Source organism: Myxococcus eversor (assembly GCF_010894455.1).
In the GTDB taxonomy this organism is placed as follows: Bacteria; Myxococcota; Myxococcia; order Myxococcales; family Myxococcaceae; genus Myxococcus; species Myxococcus eversor.
This window is the reverse complement of sequence record NZ_JAAIXY010000001.1, coordinates 138,905-156,138: the sequence shown is the minus strand read 5'-3', so window position 1 is coordinate 156,138 and position 17,234 is coordinate 138,905. Positions and strand designations below refer to the sequence as shown.

General features: G+C 68.3%; 13 protein-coding genes and 2 tRNA genes. 9 read left to right on the top strand and 6 right to left on the bottom strand.

Annotated elements, in window-relative coordinates; translation table 11 throughout:
- Window positions 1-11 precede the first annotated feature (11 nt).
- Window positions 12-2,453 (bottom strand): glycogen debranching protein, encoded by a 2,442-nt coding sequence (locus G4D83_RS00620; protein WP_163861291.1) that lies wholly within the window; start codon window positions 2,451-2,453, stop codon window positions 12-14.
- Window positions 2,454-2,674: 221 nt separating this feature from the next.
- On the opposite strand from G4D83_RS00620, the gene G4D83_RS00615 reads away from it, so the two are divergent.
- The 6 genes from G4D83_RS00615 to G4D83_RS00590 all read left to right on the top strand — a co-directional run bounded on the left by G4D83_RS00615 (window position 2,675) and on the right by G4D83_RS00590 (window position 11,219).
- Window positions 2,675-3,763, top strand: coding sequence for an ABC transporter ATP-binding protein (locus G4D83_RS00615; protein ID WP_163861289.1), 1,089 nt, complete (start codon window positions 2,675-2,677; stop codon window positions 3,761-3,763).
- Complete coding sequence (locus G4D83_RS00610; protein WP_163861287.1) at window positions 3,760-5,940, top strand: extracellular solute-binding protein; 2,181 nt, start codon at window positions 3,760-3,762, stop codon at window positions 5,938-5,940. The genes G4D83_RS00615 and G4D83_RS00610 overlap by 4 nt, the downstream gene beginning before the upstream one ends.
- Complete coding sequence (locus G4D83_RS00605) at window positions 5,937-6,785, top strand: sugar ABC transporter permease (protein ID WP_163861283.1); 849 nt, start codon at window positions 5,937-5,939, stop codon at window positions 6,783-6,785. Before G4D83_RS00610 ends, G4D83_RS00605 begins: the two co-directional genes overlap by 4 nt.
- A gap of 39 nt (window positions 6,786-6,824) precedes the next feature.
- Window positions 6,825-10,922 carry an IPT/TIG domain-containing protein gene (locus tag G4D83_RS00600; RefSeq protein ID WP_240356079.1) on the top strand — a complete coding sequence of 1,366 codons (4,098 nt, stop codon included), beginning with the start codon at window positions 6,825-6,827 and terminating at the stop codon, window positions 10,920-10,922.
- 140 nt (window positions 10,923-11,062) lie between these two features.
- A tRNA-Val gene (locus G4D83_RS00595) sits at window positions 11,063-11,134 on the top strand.
- A gap of 8 nt (window positions 11,135-11,142) precedes the next feature.
- A tRNA-Asp gene (locus tag G4D83_RS00590) sits at window positions 11,143-11,219 on the top strand.
- A gap of 26 nt (window positions 11,220-11,245) precedes the next feature.
- Here the strand turns inward: G4D83_RS00590 and G4D83_RS00585 are convergent.
- Window positions 11,246-12,421, bottom strand: coding sequence for a sulfatase-like hydrolase/transferase (locus G4D83_RS00585; RefSeq protein ID WP_163861277.1), 1,176 nt, complete (start codon window positions 12,419-12,421; stop codon window positions 11,246-11,248).
- 175 nt (window positions 12,422-12,596) lie between these two features.
- On the opposite strand from G4D83_RS00585, the gene G4D83_RS00580 reads away from it, so the two are divergent.
- Complete coding sequence (locus G4D83_RS00580; protein WP_205522543.1) at window positions 12,597-13,289, top strand: TetR/AcrR family transcriptional regulator; 693 nt, start codon at window positions 12,597-12,599, stop codon at window positions 13,287-13,289.
- Between the two features lie 41 nt (window positions 13,290-13,330).
- Here the strand turns inward: G4D83_RS00580 and G4D83_RS45795 are convergent, their stop codons facing one another.
- Window positions 13,331-13,492 carry a hypothetical protein gene (locus tag G4D83_RS45795; protein ID WP_240356124.1) on the bottom strand — a complete coding sequence of 54 codons (162 nt, stop codon included), beginning with the start codon at window positions 13,490-13,492 and terminating at the stop codon, window positions 13,331-13,333.
- Window positions 13,417-14,211, bottom strand: coding sequence for an FAD-dependent monooxygenase (locus G4D83_RS45790; RefSeq protein WP_240356078.1), 795 nt, complete (start codon window positions 14,209-14,211; stop codon window positions 13,417-13,419). Before G4D83_RS45790 ends, G4D83_RS45795 begins: the two co-directional genes overlap by 76 nt.
- A gap of 473 nt (window positions 14,212-14,684) precedes the next feature.
- Here G4D83_RS45790 and G4D83_RS00570 point away from each other — a divergent pair, with 473 nt between their 5' ends.
- Window positions 14,685-15,248 (top strand): cell wall protein, encoded by a 564-nt coding sequence (locus tag G4D83_RS00570; protein ID WP_240356077.1) that lies wholly within the window; start codon window positions 14,685-14,687, stop codon window positions 15,246-15,248.
- 161 nt (window positions 15,249-15,409) lie between these two features.
- Here the strand turns inward: G4D83_RS00570 and G4D83_RS00560 are convergent, their stop codons facing one another.
- Both G4D83_RS00560 and G4D83_RS00555 read right to left on the bottom strand, forming a co-directional pair.
- The gene (locus G4D83_RS00560; protein ID WP_163861274.1) at window positions 15,410-15,586 is read right to left on the bottom strand and encodes a hypothetical protein; all 177 of its coding nucleotides are present in this window, start codon (window positions 15,584-15,586) and stop codon (window positions 15,410-15,412) included.
- A 41-nt stretch (window positions 15,587-15,627) separates the two neighbouring features.
- Window positions 15,628-15,900 (bottom strand): hypothetical protein, encoded by a 273-nt coding sequence (locus tag G4D83_RS00555; RefSeq protein ID WP_163861271.1) that lies wholly within the window; start codon window positions 15,898-15,900, stop codon window positions 15,628-15,630.
- A gap of 308 nt (window positions 15,901-16,208) precedes the next feature.
- Between G4D83_RS00555 and G4D83_RS00550 the strand changes: the two genes are divergently transcribed.
- Window positions 16,209-17,087 (top strand): alpha/beta hydrolase family protein, encoded by an 879-nt coding sequence (locus G4D83_RS00550; RefSeq protein ID WP_163861268.1) that lies wholly within the window; start codon window positions 16,209-16,211, stop codon window positions 17,085-17,087.
- Window positions 17,088-17,234 lie beyond the last annotated feature (147 nt).

Below are 17,234 nucleotides of genomic sequence, written 5' to 3'. Positions count from 1 at the left end.
GCTGCCTGCCCCTACTCCGCGCGCAGGACGACGATGGTGCGCTCGGGCACCCCGTAGGTCACCCCCGTCACGGGGGACGGCGCGTCCAGCCAGGAGTTGCCCGTGACACGGGACTCCAGGCCCGTGGCGGACAGGTACTCGGGGCTGTCGAAGTAGGCCTGCGTGTCGATGAGCCGCTTCCACTGGCGCCCCGGCGGCAGGGTGAACTCCACCGCGCGCGGCTCCATGTTGATGAGCACCACCAGCTCCGGGCCGTAGGACGTGTCCGGGTAGTGCATCATCAACTGCTTGGTGTCCCAGCCCACCTCCTCGGTGTTCTGGGCGCTCTTCCACACCAGGGGCGAGCCCTTCTCGTAGTCCGATGGCGCGAAGGCGTAGGCGTGCTCCTTGCGCAGGCGGATGGCCGCCTTGACGAACTCGTACATCCGGTGCCGCTCGTCGCGCGCCAGGTACGCGCCCCACTGGTACCAGTTGAACGGGTTGTCCGCGCGCGTGGAGTAGGCGTTGTTGTTGCCCAGCTGCGTGCGCATCCACTCGTCGCCGCCCAGAATCATCGGCGTGCCGTGGGAGATCATCATCGCCATGAAGGCGTTGCGCATCATCTGCCGGCGCATGCTCTCCCCGCGCGTGTCACCCACCGGGCCCCAGTTGCGCGAGCGGTTGTGGTCCTCGCCGCTCACCTTGTCGCAGAAGGGGCTGTTGGGCGTGTCACAGCACACCGGGTTGAGCGGGCCGCACTTGTTCTGCTTCACCTCGTAGGTGAACAGGTCGTACATCGTGAAGCCGTCGTGCACGGTGATGAAGTTCATCGAGTGATACGGGCGGCGGCCGTTGCGCGAGTACCACTCCTTGCTGCCGTACATCAGGAAGGCGCCGTCCGCCGAGCCCGGCCTGCCGCACAGCGAGCCCTCGTTGGAGTTGAGCTTCCAGTCGTCGCGGTTGATGAACGCGCGCCACCAGTCGCGGAAGCGGCCGTTCCACTCGTACCAGCCGTTGCCCGGCTGCGTCTGCGAGTTGGGGAACTCGCCCATGGGCATGCAGTACCAGCCGCCCGCGCTCCAGGGCTCCGCGATGATGCGCGTGTTGTACTTCTGGAGCACCGGGTCATCGACAATCTCCTGAAGCACCGTGTTCTTCGGGTCGTCCCAGCGGTTGTAGTCCTGATCTCTCTCGCCCAGGATCGGCGCCAGGTCGAAGCGGAAGCCGTCGACGTGCAGCTCCTCGGTGTAGAAGCGCAGGCTGTCGATGATGAGCTTGCGCATGGGCCGGTGGTTGGGCCGGGTCTGGTTGCCCACGCCCGTGTTGTTCCAGTACAGCCGCCGGTCCCCCGTGAGGCCGTAGTACGCCTGATTGTCGATGCCGCGGAACGAGTACACGCCCGCCACTTCCGCCGGGTCCAACGAGTCCAGTGGATCGCCAGGCAGCACGTCATCCGACTCCAGCTTCTCGCGCCAGAGCCCGCCCTCGCCGGTGTGGTTGTAGACGACGTCGACGATGACCTCGATGTCGCGCTTGTGCAGCTCCTCCACCATCCACTTGAACTCGTCGATGACCTCGTTCGGCCGCTTGAAGGCGGCGTAGGACAGCTCGGGCGCGAAGAAGTTGATGGTCTGGTAGCCCCAGTAGCCGCCATCCAGCGGCTTCTCGTGGATGGGGAGCAGCTCCACGGCGGTGATGCCCAGGTCCTTGAAGTAGTCGGCCTTCTCGCCCAGGCCCCGGTAGGTGCCGGGGAAGCGCACGCCGCTGGCGGGGTCCGCGGTGAAGCCCTTGGCGTGGACCTCGTAGACGATGAGGTCCTGCCACTTGTGGCCCGCCCACTGCTCGTTCTGGCGGTTGTCCCGCCACTGCCGCTCCGCCTCGCCCCACTGGTAGCCGCTCTGCACCAGCACGCTCTTGGCGGAGGCCGCGTACGTCACCTCCGTGCGCGCGGGGCCGCTGGCGGTGCTGCCCTTGCTCCAGTCGTGGTCCCGGTGCAGCGCCTGCGAATAGGGGTCCGTCAGGAGCTTGTTCGGGTTGAAGCGGTTGCCGTCCACGTCCGCGTCGGCGCGGAAGCCGTGGATGGAGCCGGGGAACCAGCGCTCGTCGAACTCCCAGTTGGGGCCCCACGCGCGGAAGCCGTAGTGCTGCCCCAGGCCCACGCCCTCCACGTAGACGTTCCACACGTCCCCGTAGCGCGTCAGCGGATACGTGCGCGAGGGCCGGTTGCCTTCCGGGTCATCGAACAGGAGCAGCTCCAGCCGCGTCGCGTTCTCCGAGTAGAGGGCGAAGTTGACCCCCTGGTCGGTGAACGTCGCTCCCATGTGCTTCATCGACTCGACGTCCTCGACGGTGTAGCTCGGGGCGCGGGCCTCGCTGTGGTAGAGCCGGACGTAGTCGCTTTCGCTGCAACCGACGGCGAACAGAAAAGCGACCAGGGTCGCGCCCCTCGGGAGGGACCAACGGGGAGTGCTCATACGGTGGGGTAGACCTCGGCGAACCGGATGTCGTCTTCCATAACAAGCGCCTTCCGGGGCTGACAAGGCGGCCACCCCCGTTGCCACTCTACGGACCCCGGAAACTTCTGGATGGCCCGGCGCGAGAATGACGCACCGCGCCCAACCCGGCGGGTTTGAGGAAAGCGCGAGGCTCCGGGTAATGTGCCCCGCCGTTCCTCCCCTCATTTTCCGAGTGTGTCTTGTCCGAAGTCACCCTGAACGGAATCAAGAAGTCGTTTGGCTCGAATCTCATCGTGAAGGGCGTGGACCTTCAGGTGGGACAGGGCGAGTTCCTGGTCATGGTGGGCCCCTCGGGCTGTGGGAAGACGACGCTCCTGCGGCTCATCGCGGGGCTGGAGCAGGTGGACGCGGGCGAGGTGCGAATCGGCGGAGCGCGCGTCAACGACGTGCCCCCGAGAGACCGCGACGTGGCGATGGTCTTCCAGTCGTACGCGCTCTACCCCCACATGACGGTGCGGGAGAACCTGGCCTTCGGCCTGACGCTGCGGAAGTTCCCCCAGGCGGAGATCGCCTCCCGGGTGGACGAAGTCGCGGCGATGCTGGAGCTGGGCCACCTGTTGGAGCGCAAGCCGAAGGCGTTGTCGGGCGGTCAACGTCAGCGCGTGGCCATGGGGCGCGCCATCGTCCGGCGGCCGAAGGTCTTCCTCTTCGACGAGCCCCTGTCCAACCTGGACACGGCCCTGCGGGTGCAGATGCGCGGGGAGCTGGCGCGGCTGCACCGCCGGCTGGGCGCGACGATGATCTACGTCACCCATGACCAGGTAGAGGCGATGACGCTGGCCACCCGGGTGGCCGTCTTCAACGCGGGCGTGTTGCAGCAGGTGGGGCCCCCGTTGGAGCTGTACAACCGACCGGCGAACCGCTTCGTCGCGGGCTTCCTGGGCTCACCGGCGATGAACTTCCTGGAGGCCCGGCGCGACGGGGCGAACCTGGTGGGCAAGGGCTTCACGCTGCTCTCCCCGGCGGACCTCTCCCCGGGCGCGGCCAACGTCCTGGTGGGGCTGCGTCCCCAGGACCTGCGCGTGGCGGCGCTGGGGCCCCTGGCGGGCACGGTGGACGCGGTGGAGCGGCTGGGGTTCGACGGGTACGCCTTCGTCAACACGGAGTCGGGGCCGGTGGCCGCGCGCTTCGACAAGGGCACCCAGGTGTCGGTGGGCGACAAGGTGTTCCTGGCGCCCATGGCGGACGCGCTGCACGTGTTCACCGAGGACGGCTCCGTGGCCTTGCGCCACCCGGTGGAGCGCGAGTCGCTGGAGGTGGCATCTTGAACAGGCTCGTGGCGCTGGTGCTGCTCGCCATGGCGTGGAGCGCGCACGCGGCGGAAGCCCAGCCCGAGCCCCTCAAGCTGTGGCACGCGTACCGGGGTGGAGAGGAGGCCGCGCTCCTCCAGGCCACCACGCTCTTCACCGAGAAGACGGGCGTGCGGGTGGACATGCTCGCCCTGCCCTATGACGCCTACGCGGCCAAGCTGACCAACGCCATTCCCCACGGCGCGGGCCCCGACGTCTTCATCTTCAACCACGAGCGGCTGCGCAACTTCCAGGGACAGAACCTGCTGGCGCCGACGACGGGCACCCTCGTCCGTGCCGACTACTTCGCCAACACGGTGGCGGCGCTGGAGGTGGATGGCCAGGTGTACGGCTATCCGATGTCGCTCAAGTCGCTGGCGCTCTACGTGAATACGAAGCTGGTGCCGCGCCCGCCCACCACCACCGCGGAGCTGCTGGCGCTGCTGCCCACGCTGTCGAACCCGGCGGAGGGGCGCTTCGGCCTGGCGTACGAGAGCGGGGACTTCTACTTCCACGCGCCGTTCCTCTTCGGCTTCGACGGGCCGCTGTTCGACGCCACGGGCCGCGCGAGCTTCGACACGCCAGGGATGGCGCGCTCGCTGGCCTTCGTGAAGAAGCTCCAGGACGAGCGGATGATGCCCCAGGAGGTGTCGGGGGCGCTGGTGAAGACGCTCTTCAACGACGGCCGCGTGGCGATGACCATCAGCGGCCCCTGGTTCGCGGGAGAAATCGCGCCGTCGGTGCGGTACCGCGTGGTGGCGCTGCCCACGGTGAGCGAGACGGGCACGCCGATGAAGCCCTTCCTCGGCGTGGAGGCGGCGTTCGTCTCCTCGCGCTCGGAGCAGTCCGCGCGGGCGCACGAGCTGGCGCGCTTCCTGTCGCTGGGCGAGTCCTCGCGGGTGCGCACCACGGTGGGCCGGCAGATTCCGGCGAACGTCGCCGCCTACCAGTTCCAGGAGGTGAAGGACGACACGCTCATCTCCTCCTTCCGCGAGGCGGCGAAGGACGCCACGCCCATGCCCAACACGCTGGAGATGGCGCGCGTGTGGGAGCCCATGAAGCTGACCTTGCGCGCGGTGCTCCAGGGCGGAACCCGGCCCGAGGACGCGGGCGCGCTCGCGGACCGTCGCTACCGGGCCCTGCACCGGGAGCGTCCGCCCGAAGCCAGCCCCATGCCCTGGCTCACGCTCGCGGGAGTGATGGCCTTGGGAGGAGGCACCGCGTGGGTGCTGCGGCGGCCGGCACAGAGCCAGACGTTCCGTCAGCGCTATCCGGATGTCTCGCGCGCGGTGACGTACGTCGCGCCCGCGGCGGCGGGCCTGCTGGTGCTGGTGTTCATCCCCTTCGCGGTGGGCCTGACGCTGTCGCTGTTCCACCACGACGCGGGGCAGTACACGTTCGTGGGCCTGGCCAACTTCGTCGACATCCTGGCCAGCCGTGGCTACAGCATCACCGAGCCGCTCTCGTTCTACTTCACGCTCGCGGTGACGCTCTTGTGGGCGGTGGTGAACGTGGTGCTGCACGTGAGCATCGGCCTGGGGCTGGCGCTCATCCTGAAGGACCCGCTGCTCAAGATGCGCGGGGTGTATCGGGTGCTGCTCATCATCCCGTGGGCGGTGCCCAACTACATCACCGCGCTGATGTGGAAGGGCATGTTCCACCGGCAGTTCGGCGCCATCAACGGCCTGCTCGTGGCGTTGGACCTGGAGCCGGTGAGCTGGTTCACCCGCTTCTCCACGGCCTTCGCGGCCAACGTGGCCACCAACACGTGGCTGGGCTTCCCGTTCATGATGGTGGTGGCGCTGGGCGCGCTGCAGTCCATCCCCCCGGAGCTGTACGAGGCCGCGGAGGTGGACGGGGCCAGCAAGTGGACGCAGTTCCGGCGAATCACCCTGCCCCTGCTCAAGCCCGCGATGCTGCCCGCCGTCATCCTGGGCAGCGTGTGGACGTTCAACATGTTCAACATCATCTACCTGGTGTCCGGAGGCGAGCCGGGCGGCGCCACGGACATCCTGGTGTCGGAGGCGTTCCGCTGGGCCTTCCAGCGCAACGAGCAGTACGGCTTCGCGGCGGCGTACTCGGTCCTCATCTTCGTGGTGCTGATGGGCTGGTCGGTCTTCACCCGGCGCCTGATGAAGCCCGAGGAGGCGTCATGAAGAAGCCCTCCGGCTTGAAGATGGCCCTCATCCACATGGGGCTGAGCCTGATGTGCATGGTGACGCTCTACCCGGTGCTGTGGGTGGTGAAGATGGCGCTGTCGCCGTCGGACAGCATGTCGCTCACCGCCAACCCGTTCCCGGACGCGGTGACGTTCGACCACTTCCGGGAGGTGCTGCTCAGCTCGGATGCGCAGGGGAGATGGGTGTTCGGCCGGCAGGTGATGGCGAGCTTCATCGTCTCCGGTGCCACGACGGTGGTGGGGCTGACGCTCGCGGTGACGGCGGCGTATGCGCTGTCGCGCTTCAAGTTCCCGGGCAAGGAGGGCGGCATGCAGGCCCTGCTCGTCACCCAGATGTTCCCGGCGACGCTGATGCTGGTGCCCATCTACGGCATCCTCCAGAGGCTGCGGCTGCTCGACAGCCTCACCGGGCTGGTGCTGGTGTACGCCACCACCGCCCTGCCCTTCTGCATCTGGATGTTGAAGGGCTACTTCGACACGCTGCCGCGCGAGTTGGAGGAGGCGGCGGTGATGGACGGGGCCTCGCCCTTCCAGGTGTTCATCAAGGTGGTATTGCCGCTGGCCCGCCCCGCGCTGGCCGTGACGGCGCTGTTCTCCTTCATGACGGCGTGGAACGAGTTCGTCCTCGCCGCCACGCTGATCAATGACCCGACCCGCTTCACCCTGCCCGTCGCCCTCCAGCGGTACGTGGGCGAGTACAAGGTGGAATGGGGCAAGTTCGCCGCCTGCGCGTTGATTGTCTCCGCGCCGGTCATGGCGTTGTTCTTCGCTCTCCAGAAGCACCTCGTCGGCGGGTTGACCGCCGGCGGCGTCAAGGGGTGATGGCCGATGTCGTCGCGTTGTCCGAGGTCCCTTCTTCTCGTGTTGTCGTTGCTCCTCGCCGCCTGTGGTGATGACCCGGAGGGTGGCCTGCCTCCTTCGGCCACCCCGCCCACCGTGAGGGAAATCACCCCCAACGGCGGCCCCATCGCGGGCAACACGCTCATCAACGTCTATGGCTCCGGCTTCGAGCCGGGCGCGAAGCTCTACCTGGGCAACCAGGAGGCGCTGCGCGTCGTCGTGGTCAACGCCTTCCGCATCTACGGCTACTCGCCCTCGGCGAGCACCGCGCAGGTGGACGTGCGGGTGGTCAATCCGGACGGCGCCTATGGCGTGCTGGTGAGGGGCTTCAACTACGAGGGCCCCCCGGCGGCGAACATCGACCAGGCCGAAATCATCAACGGCAACCTCGACGCGGTGAGCGGCGGGCAGCCGGTGGGCGTGCTGGTGCGCGGCGCAATCACCGTGGCCGGCCTCACCCGGGGCGTGGGCCAGGGCGGCGGCGTGCGCGCGCAGGTGGGCTTCGCGCCGGCGAACGGCGAGCTGCTCATCCAGGACAGCTACACCTGGGAGGAGGCCACGTACGAGGGCGACTCCGACAGCGGCGAGGCGGACATCTACAAGGGCAACGTCCTGCTCCAGCCGGCCATCGGCGGGGAGAGCCGCGAGTGGGTCATCACCATCCGCTTCACCATCGACGGAGGGAAGACGTGGGTGATGGCGGACGGCGACGGCATCGCCAACGGCGTGGCGGAGGACATGCTGCGCCGCGTGTTCATCACCCGGCCGCGCGTGGACTACTGCAAGCTGGGCCCGGACGGGAACCGCGCCAACCCGGAGCTGTTCTACCGTCCCACGGACACCACGCTGCTCAAGGTGGCCGGCCAGGTGTACGCGGCGGGCATCACCCAGGGCGCTGGCGCGGGCTCGGGGCTGGTGGCCCAGTTGGGCATGGGGCCGGTGGACTCGGACCCGCGCGACTCCGCCGCGTGGACCTGGGTCCCCGCCGTCTACAAGGCCGAGCACGGCAACAACGACGAGTGGGAAGCGGACCTGCCCAACCCGGGCACGGTGGGCACGTACAAGCTGGCCTTCCGCTTCAGCATCAGTGAGAACGCGTGGCGCGTGTGTGACGCGGACGGCGTCAACGACAGCGCCGAGGGCGAGCTGGCCTTCAGCCTGGCGAAGCTGGGCACGCTCACCGTCGGCACCGAGGCGCCGAAGCCGCAGGTCAGCTGGTGCAAGATTGGCGAAGACCAGAAGGCCCCCGAGGTCATCAACTACCAGACCACGCAGACGACGGGGCTCAAGACGGTCTTCGCCCAGGTGCACCTGCCGGGCGTGACGGACAAGGTGGGCGCGGGCCCGGGCATCTCCGGTCAGCTCGGCTGGGGTCCCGCGGGTGAGGACCCGCGCACCTCGCCCTTGTGGAACTGGGCCACGCCGCTGGCCTGGAACAAGGACAACTTCGAGGTCAACGACGAGTGGAAGGGCACGCTGCCCAACCCCGGCCTCAATGGCGACTACCGCTACGCGGTGCGCTTCAGCGCCAACGGCGGCCCCCTCCGCGTCTGCGACGGCAACGGCGTGGATGACGGCGGCCAGGAGTTCGAGCTGGCGCAGCTGGGCCAGCTCACCGTCGCGGGTGAAGTCGTGGTCCCCAAGGTCATCGGCTACTGCAAGCTGGGGCCGGATGGGAACACGACGCCGGAGACGGTGACGTACGCGACGGACGCGGTGGCCAACCGCAAGGTGCTGGCGCAGGTCTTCGTGCAGGGCGTGACGAGCGGCGCGGGCGCGGGCACGGGCCTGGTGGGCCAGTTGGGCTGGGGGCCGGCGGCGGCGGCGGATCCGGCCACATCGGCGCAGTGGAACTGGACGACGACCGCTGTGTACAAGGACGAGGTCGGCAACAACGACCAGTTCGAGACGACGCTGCCCAACCCGGGCACGCTGGGCAGCTACCGCTTCGCGTACCGCTTCAAGGTGAACGACGGCGCGTATCTGCTGTGCGACTCGGATGGCAACAGCGGCGGCCCCACGGGCTTCGACACGACGAAGATGGGCACGCTCACCGTGAGCGCGGCGCAGGACATCTCCATCGGCTGGTGCAAGCTCGGCGGTGAGGCCACCGAGACGCCGCCCAGCGAGGTGTACCGCGTGGGCCAGGCGACGAAGGAGATCTACGCCCAGGTCTACATGGAGGGCGTCACGCCGGGCACGGGCGGAGGCACGGGCATCCAGGGTCAGGTGGGTTATGGCCCGGAGGCGGCTGCTCCGGACTCCGCGGGCTGGCAGTGGACCTCCACGGGCACCAGCTTCAACCGGGAGTCGGGCGGCGGGAGCAACGACGAGTGGAAGGCCGCCCTGCCCAACCCGGGCACGGTGGGCCGCTACAAGTTCGCCTTCCGCTTCAATGTGAATGGCGGTGCGTACCGCTACTGCGACGCGGACGGGCTCGGCAACGGCTTCTCGCTGGACCAGGCCGGCGACCTGGAGGTGAAGCCCGTGGCGGTGGACACGTGCCAGCTCGTGGGTCCGGCCACCTTGACCGCGACGCCGGGCGGCGCCACGCAGGTGGTGCACGGCAAGGTGCTGGTGACGACGGTGACGGACGTCACGAGCGGCGCGGCGGGCGCGGGCATCACCTCGGAAGTGGGCCATGGCCCGGCGAACTCGGACCCGGCGACGGGGACGGGCTGGAGCTGGACGGCCGCGAGCTTCTCGGGCGAGACGGACAGCGGGGCGCAGGACTCCTACGAGACGTCGCTGACGGCGCCCTCGACGGAGGGAACCTACGCGGTGGCCGTGCGCTTCCGGTATCAGACCGGGGCCTGGGCCTACTGCGACCGGGATGGCAGCGCCAACGGCTACCAGACGGCGCAGGCGTCGGTCCTGACGGTGGCCGCGGTGGTGCCTCCCCAGGTGGACTGGTGCCGCCTGGGCGGTGAGACGCAAGCGGCGCCCCCTGTCGAGGCCTACGCCATTGGCGAGGCGGCCTCGAAGGTCATCGCGGTGCAGGTGCACGAGGCGGGCGTGACGCCGGGCGCGGGCGCCGGTGCGGGCATCGTCGCGGAGCTGGGCTATGGCCCCGCCGGCAGCCCTCACACGGGCGGAGGCTGGCAGTGGGTGGCGGCGACGCATGGCGCCGACACGGGCAACAACCAGAATGACGAGTACCGGGCCACCCTGCCCAACCCGGGCACGGCGGGCACCTTCCGCTTCGCCTACCGCGTGAAGCTGGACACCGGCCCCTACGTGTATTGCGACGCGGACGGGACGGATGACGACTTCGACATCGCGGACTCGGGCACGTTGACGGTGCAGGCGGCGGCCACGGGCGTCTGCCGGCTCCAGGGCGTGAGCGGGACGACGGTGGGCAGCGGCGACGCCGTCACCGTGACGGGCCGCGTGCGCATCCCCGGTGTCACCAACGGGCCTGGCGCGGGCACGGGGCTCCAGGTGCAGGTCGGCCTGGGCAACGCGGACGTGGACGCCTCCGTCACCCCGGCGTCGTTCTCCTGGAAGCCGGCGACGTACTCCGGCGAGGCCTCGGGGGAGGCGGACACGGACGAGTTCACCACGGAGCTGCGTCCGGCCTACACGACGAGCCGGGCCGTGAGCCTGCGCTACACCACGGACGGCTCCACGTGGACCTACTGCGACAAGGACGGCAGCGACGTGGGCGGCTACACGCAGGGCCAGCAGCACGCCCTCACCGTGGGCAACCACTCGGGCATCGACTACTGCCGGCTCCAGTGGCCGCTGAAGCTCAGCGACCTGGGCGGCGGCAGGACGATGTACGGGTTCATCTACGAGGACGGCGTCACCAACGCCCCTCCCCCGGCCACCACCCTCTCGGCCGAGCTGGGCCATGGCCCCAAGACGCAGGACCCGGGTGTGAGCCCGGCGTGGACCTGGGTCGCCGGCGTGGTGCAGAGCGACACCAACAACGATGACGAGTACCGGGCGGACCTGCCGGCGAACGCCGCCCTGAACGACGGCTACCTGTGGCGATTCCGGGTCGGCACCGGCCCGTACTGCTACGGCGACTGGCAGCCGGATGGGCAGCCGGGTGGCTCGGGTAATGGCGTGGCCCCGGAGAACCTGGGCACGGTGGACGTCGCGCCCGTCCCCTAGGGACCTAAGTCACCGGCCGCACGAGCGTTTTCACGCTCCGCGCGGCCGGTGACGAAGATCCTGGGTCTTCGAAACAGGTGCTTGACAGGGGAGTGGGCCACTTATAAAAGCCCGCTCGTCGCAACGCGGAACACGCCTGCGGGCGGATAGCTCAGCGGCAGAGCGTCGCCCTTACAAGGCGAGGGTCACAGGTTCAATCCCTGTTCCGCCCAAGGTTTATGGGGAGTTAGTTCAGTTGGTTAGAACGCCGGCCTGTCACGCCGGAGGCCACGGGTTCAAGTCCCGTACTCCTCGCCAGGAATTGCCCCAGTAAGTCTCCGGACTTACTGGGGTTTTTTCTTTTCTGGACCCGCGCTGTCACAACCCACTGTCACCACGGACCGGTCCATCGCGGCAGCCTCCTTCATCCCTGAGTGCCGCGGTCTCGGGTCTCGCCACTTCACGGCAGAGGGCCTCCCGCGATGGCACGGAATGCGGCCCATGCGCCGCCCCTGCGTGCCGAACCGCCTGCCCGGAACCGCGGCAGGCTCGCCGCGCGCGGGAGGGAATGGCGGGCTGCTACGCGCTAGGACGCACGCCAGAAGCGGGCCGGTCCTGGAAGGTGGCGGCCGTCGTCGACGCCGACCTCTTTCGCGAGCAGCCGGTTGAGCCTGGCGTTCATCCGCATCACCTGCTCGCGGGCCGCTTCCGGGTTGCTGGCGACGTGGTGGAGCTCGCCGGGGTCGGTTTCGGTGTCGTAGAGCTCCAGGTCGTTCAGCGCCATCAGCGCATCCCAGGTCTCCTGGCGTGTTGTGCTGGGTCGGCGCGAAGTAGCGCGCGAACGTGTACCGGCCGTTGAAGACACCTCGCATCTGCCCGCGCCGGGTCAGCGTTCCGCGGAACTGTGACTTGCCCAGGGAGAACACGCGGGTGGCGCCACCGCTGTGCTTGTGCTCCTCGTCGAACGCCAGCGCCGCGACATGGTCCTGGTACACGAGGCTGGTCCAGTGGAGCAGGCTGCCGTCCCCGTTGGCGCGAGGGTCCGCGTCGTCACGCGCGCGAATCACGCCGCTGAGGTCCCTCTCGACCAGCGCTGGGACCTCGCGAAGGACGGTCTCCGTCGGCACACCGGCAAGGCCCAGGAGCGTCGGCGCCATGGCGATGTGGCTGGCCAGCGTCGCCGTCGAGCAGCTTCCCGCATGCAGCGGGTGGCGGACGAGCAGCGGCACCTGGATTGACTCGCGATACGGCAGCACGCCCTTGCCGCGCATCCCGTGGACGCCGAGCATCTCGCCGTGGTCCGAGGTGAAGACGACAATCGTGTCTTCGGTCTGGCCGCTGGCGTCGAGCGCCTCGAGCAGGCGGACGACCTGCGCATCACTCTCGCGGATGCAGTTGTAGTCGCAGTTGATGAACTCGTCGCAGGCCGCCGGGTCCTCAGCGGGGAACTGGCCGAAGCAGGCCGTGTGGTACCCGGTGGCGCCCATGAGCGTCCCCAGCGTGGGCATCTCGCGCTTCATGGAGGGGGAGTACGGCGACGGGATGTTCGCCGTTGTTCTGCGAATGCCGGCCGGTTCACCACAGCTCCCGCTCCTGTTCGCCTTCTATCTAGACCACGGGGCTTGAAATTACACATATGTGTCCAATCCATGAACTCGCCGCCCATCGAGCACCAGATGTGTGACAGTCCGGTTCATGAAGACCGCACGCCGACGCCGCTCGATGAGCGCCGCCCAGCGCCGCATCCAGGAAGCAGCGGTGCAGTTGTTCGCGGAGAAGGGTTCGACGCAGGTATCGATGAGCGAGCTGGCCCAGGCGGCCGGCGTTGCTCGCGGCACCGTCCATAACAATCTCGAGTCGACGGACGTCTTCTTCCGGCAGATCGCGAATGACCTCGCCACCGAGATGTATGACCGGATTACGGCGAGCTGCGAGGGAGTCACGGACCCCGCGCATCGCCTCGCCCTGGGCGTCCGCTTCTACGTGCGCCGTGCCCATGCAGAGCCCCATTGGGGGCGGTTCCTGCTCCGCTTCGCGATGAGCGAACAGTCGATGCAGTCACTGTGGATGGGACAACCCACCCAGGACCTCGTCGACGGCCACAAGAGCGGCAAGTACGACTTCCGCATCGACCAGTTGCCGTCGTCGGTCAGCTTCATGGCCAGCGCCACGCTCGGCGCCATCCTCCTGGTGCTGGAGGGACATCGCACCTGGCGTGACGCGGGCAGTGACGCGGTGGAGTTCTGCTTGAAGTCGTTGGGCGTTCCCCGCGAGGAGGCGCGCAGGCTGGCGACGATGGAACTGCCCGCGCTGCTCGACGCACCCGCCTCCACTCCGCGCGGAGGCAAGCCGAGCGCGGCAACGGCGCGTCGGAAGCGCGGGGAGTAGCAACGTCGTTCGCCGTTCATCTGGCCCACGGGCCCGGTCTGCTACGCCGCCGCCAGCAGCGCCGTCGTCTGGGCAAGGAGCGCGCTCCGAGGCATCACCAGGCTGCCCATGACCCTGGCCAGATCAATTATCGCCCTGGCGTGCGGACGCCGTTCGGTGTCGTAGCTGGCGAGGATGCCGGGGACGGCGCGGCCCTGGACGATGGCCGCGAGCTTCCACGCCAGGTTCGCCGCATCGCGCAGGCCGGCCACCAGGCCCTGCTCTCCATCTCCTCGCGCGTCTCCCCTGGCGCCAGCATGAACTCCCAGCGCTCACGTCCACCGGGGCTCGGCATGTGCGGGGTGGGCCTGCGCGGGTCACAGATGAACTCGATGTGGTCGATGGGATTGGGCACGTCGAGCGCGTCGATGATCAACCAGTCCTCCGCGAAGGAGGACGCTCCGTCCGCGCCGACCACGTACGCGGAATGAATCCGGCGCTCACGGCCCTCCACGTCCCGCACCGTCGTGATGACCTCATCGGCGGTCTCCTCGACACGGACCACCTGGAGGCCCAACACGACTTCCACGGAGGGAAGCGTCGCCACCTGTCGACGCAGCGCCGCCTCCAGTTCGGGCTGAGCGAACGTCACCAGCTTCGGATGGCCGTCGAGGCTGCCCGCCGTGTTCACATGCCCGAACTGGCCGAAGAAAGGTGAATGCAGCTTCACACAGGGAATGGCGATTCGGGGAAAGGCATCGTCCGCGAGCCCCGCCATCTGCAGGACGCGCAGCGCCTCGTTGTCGAGGGCGATGGCGCGCGGCTGCGGGAACACCGTGCTCGATTTGTCGATGACGATTGTATGGACGCCAAGCCGACCGAGCAGGCACGCAGTCGCGGCGCCGACAGGCCCGTGTCCCACGACAAGGATGGCTGCCTTCATGGAGCGGCTGCTTGCTTCATCGGGTATCACTTCTCACGCTCCCCTTCCGCCATGGGCCATAAGTTGGACACTCATGTTTAAATCTGGTCAAGTTCGACCCGATTCCCCGGGCACTGAACCGCGGACAAGGCCTGTGCGCCTCGGGCTGTAGCAGCGCGGAAGCTGGCTCTATGAACCACTTCCACGGGACCCACGGGGAAAGGCGCTCTTCGCGATTTGCAATCACGCCAGCGGCGCTCGTCACCTGGAGAGGCTTTGGAGCAAGAGCGCGCCTGCCCCGAGGACCGAGTCTGGATGACCCACCAGGGGAGCGGGCTGGATTCACAATGGTCGAACAACCTGAGCCGTGCTACGCCAAGCGCTACATGCCCAGAGCCCGTCGCGTCACCCCCTCCCCCCGACCCTCCCGCTCTCCTCCCGCGCGCGGCGCTTCCTCGGCGACGCCGTCACTGGATGAGGCCTTCCAAGCCATCGTGCAAGGCGCCGTGCAGGAGTCGTTCGCCCCGCTGATGACGGCCATGCGCCGTCTGTCCGAGCGCCTGAGCGGCCAGCCCTACTCCGCCCCCTCCGTCCCCGTGCGGAAGAAGGCCCCCGCTCCGCCGCCCGAGCCTGAAATCCAGGCCGTCGTCGAGCAGCCCGTGGCCTGCGCAGTCATCGGGTGTCGACAGCCCGTCCGCACGCTCGGCTATTGCTCGGCGCACTACCAGAAGCGTCGGCAGATGGTGGCCACGGGCCGGCTCCACGCCGCCTGGGTCGAGCACGCCGCGCCCCACTCCATTCCGGATGTCATCCTGTCTCGCCGTCGTCGCTCGGAGAGCGCGGCGGAGACGCCCGCGCGCGCCGCGACGCCCACTCCGACCGGCCCCCGCGTCTGGGTCCGCAAGAAGGGCCAGACGCAGTCCGTGGGTCCCCAGGGTGAAGAAGGCCCGTCCGCGCCGTCCATCCTCCCCACCCTCCGCCCGGCCGAGGGCGCCGATGCGGCGGACACGGTGAAGCGCTGGGCCGCGGAGTTCCTCGCGACCAAGCGTCGCAACTGAAGCCAGCCCCCAGCCCCCCGCGCTGTACCCGGTGATACGTCCCTCGCTTCGCGAGTCGGGACGCCCGAGGGAAGCGCGGGGGTCATGGGTTCATCCAGGAGCGACTCCCGCCCTGGATGAACCCAATCACAGCCAGGACACCGTGCGAAGGATTGCCCCGCTCAGTAACGAGCCTGGAGCATCACCGTCGCTCCGTAGGTGTTCGCATCCTTGAAGACAGGCACCGCCACGCCGGTGTCATCGTCGACGAACTCCGTCTTGTTCGGGTCATTCACGTAGGCGAACTCCGCCACGACGCCGGCCACCGTGCCCAGGTCCCAGCGCACCGTGGCCTTCAAGGTCAGCGCGGCCCTCCGGTCCTCGCCTGTCGGGAGGATCCTCAGCTGATTGGGTCCCACGAGCACCAGTTCGCGGCTTCGGCGGCGCGGGCCTGCTGGGTGCTCTTCCGAGGGGGCATCGCTTCAGCGGACTCGAGGTCCTGAGAGACGAGGCTGCCTTCCAGTGACGCCGAAGCCGCGAACCCCGGGGCATACGTCTCGACCGTGAAGGACCGCTCGAAGAAGGCCGGGTCCCCCCGATAGAGCGACAGGTCCACGTTGCCGCCAATGGATGGACCCTGGTGCCACAGGGCTCGCAGGGAGACCCCGCGCATGTGCCTGGGCAACTCCACGACTCCCCAGGGACGCAGTCCCTTCCTCCAGGGGACCTCGTCGCGCTTCACCCGGGGTCGCCCGAACACCTCGACTGACATTCCGCCTCGCGAAACAATGACATCCATGTTTCGCGACGCGGAACAAAACGAGGAAAAACATAACAGTACGAAAAATCAGATAGACGAGGAGACATCCTCGGAGTCTTAATCGTGAGGACGGGGCCGCCTGTGAATGCAGTGCTGGCTCACGTCGGTCCGGAGCCCGAAGCCCCGGACCTGAAGTCCCACGTCACCCACGAGGAGAAGTCATGAAGCAGACAGAGCTGACCTTCCGTCTTGGATTGCTCCTGACCCTGGCCTGGACGTCCTCAGCAGGAGCGCAGTCCCTGAGCAGCTTCACGGCGACGTACCGGGGCGGAGGCACTTCGCTGTGCGGCTCCACGTACAACCTCCGCGGCCAGGAGCCGTCGGCCTCGGGCAAGTACCCCGTGTTCATCTACACGGTGGGCACCACGGAGCCGTACGAGCACTCCTCGGCGCTGGCCGCCGTGGAGGAGATGGCGTCGCGCGGCTATGTCGCCGCCACCGTCGAGTACGACAACGGGACGTTCGGCACCTGCTCCTCCATGGCCACCCGCTCCAAGTGCATCTATGACGGGAGCCGGTCCACCAGCGCCGTCGGTACGCTGTGTGCCCGCGCCAAGGCGGACTGCTCCAAGGGCATCGTCGTGGCGGGCTTCAGCCAGGGCTCCATCATGGCCATCCTCGCCAAGAACCATGACTCGAGAGTCCAAGCCGCCTACGGCCTGGGCGCGGGCGTCCAATATTCCATCTACAACCTGAGCTCCTGCGTGGCCAACGGCAACCGCGCGCTGCCGAGCAACCGCCTGCGCATCATCAACGGCGAGCAGGACATCTTCGTCGGCCCCACCGAGTCCTCCGTCCGCGCTCAAAACACGGAGACGACAGGCCAGTCCTGCCCCCTGGCGACGTCCTGCTTCCAGAGCAACAACAGCGGCTGGTACATCATCAAGGACATCCAGCTCGGAGACCTCAACGCGGACCACTGCTACATGCGCACGGGGGGCTGCACCGGGCTCTTCCTCGACTCGACCTGGCGCACCGGCACCGCGCCCTGGTCCCTGCGGACCAACCTGAACTGGCTGACCCAGTTCACCACGCCATAGCCCCGCGCCTGGCGCGGGCCTCCTTGACAATCGCGCGGACCAATCGCACGATTCAATCGATGGAGTAACACATCCTGAAGGAGCCTGGGGAAGGCACGGGACGCTCCGTGCTCTTCCCGCCGCCGCATGTGCTTTTCGACGCCCTGT

Bases quoted from the DNA above. Each gene is read 5' to 3' on its own strand.
- G4D83_RS00620 (WP_163861291.1), bottom strand. From the start codon at position 2,453: ATGAGCACTCCCCGTTGGTCCCTCCCGAGGGGCGCGACCCTGGTCGCT.
- G4D83_RS00605 (WP_163861283.1), top strand. From the start codon at position 5,937: ATGAAGAAGCCCTCCGGCTTGAAGATGGCCCTCATCCACATGGGGCTG.
- G4D83_RS00585 (WP_163861277.1), bottom strand. From the start codon at position 12,421: ATGAAGCGCGAGATGCCCACGCTGGGGACGCTCATGGGCGCCACCGGG.
- G4D83_RS00580 (WP_205522543.1), top strand. From the start codon at position 12,597: ATGAAGACCGCACGCCGACGCCGCTCGATGAGCGCCGCCCAGCGCCGC.
- G4D83_RS45790 (WP_240356078.1), bottom strand. From the start codon at position 14,211: ATGAAGGCAGCCATCCTTGTCGTGGGACACGGGCCTGTCGGCGCCGCG.
- G4D83_RS00555 (WP_163861271.1), bottom strand. From the start codon at position 15,900: ATGCGCGGGGTCTCCCTGCGAGCCCTGTGGCACCAGGGTCCATCCATT.
- G4D83_RS00550 (WP_163861268.1), top strand. From the start codon at position 16,209: ATGAAGCAGACAGAGCTGACCTTCCGTCTTGGATTGCTCCTGACCCTG.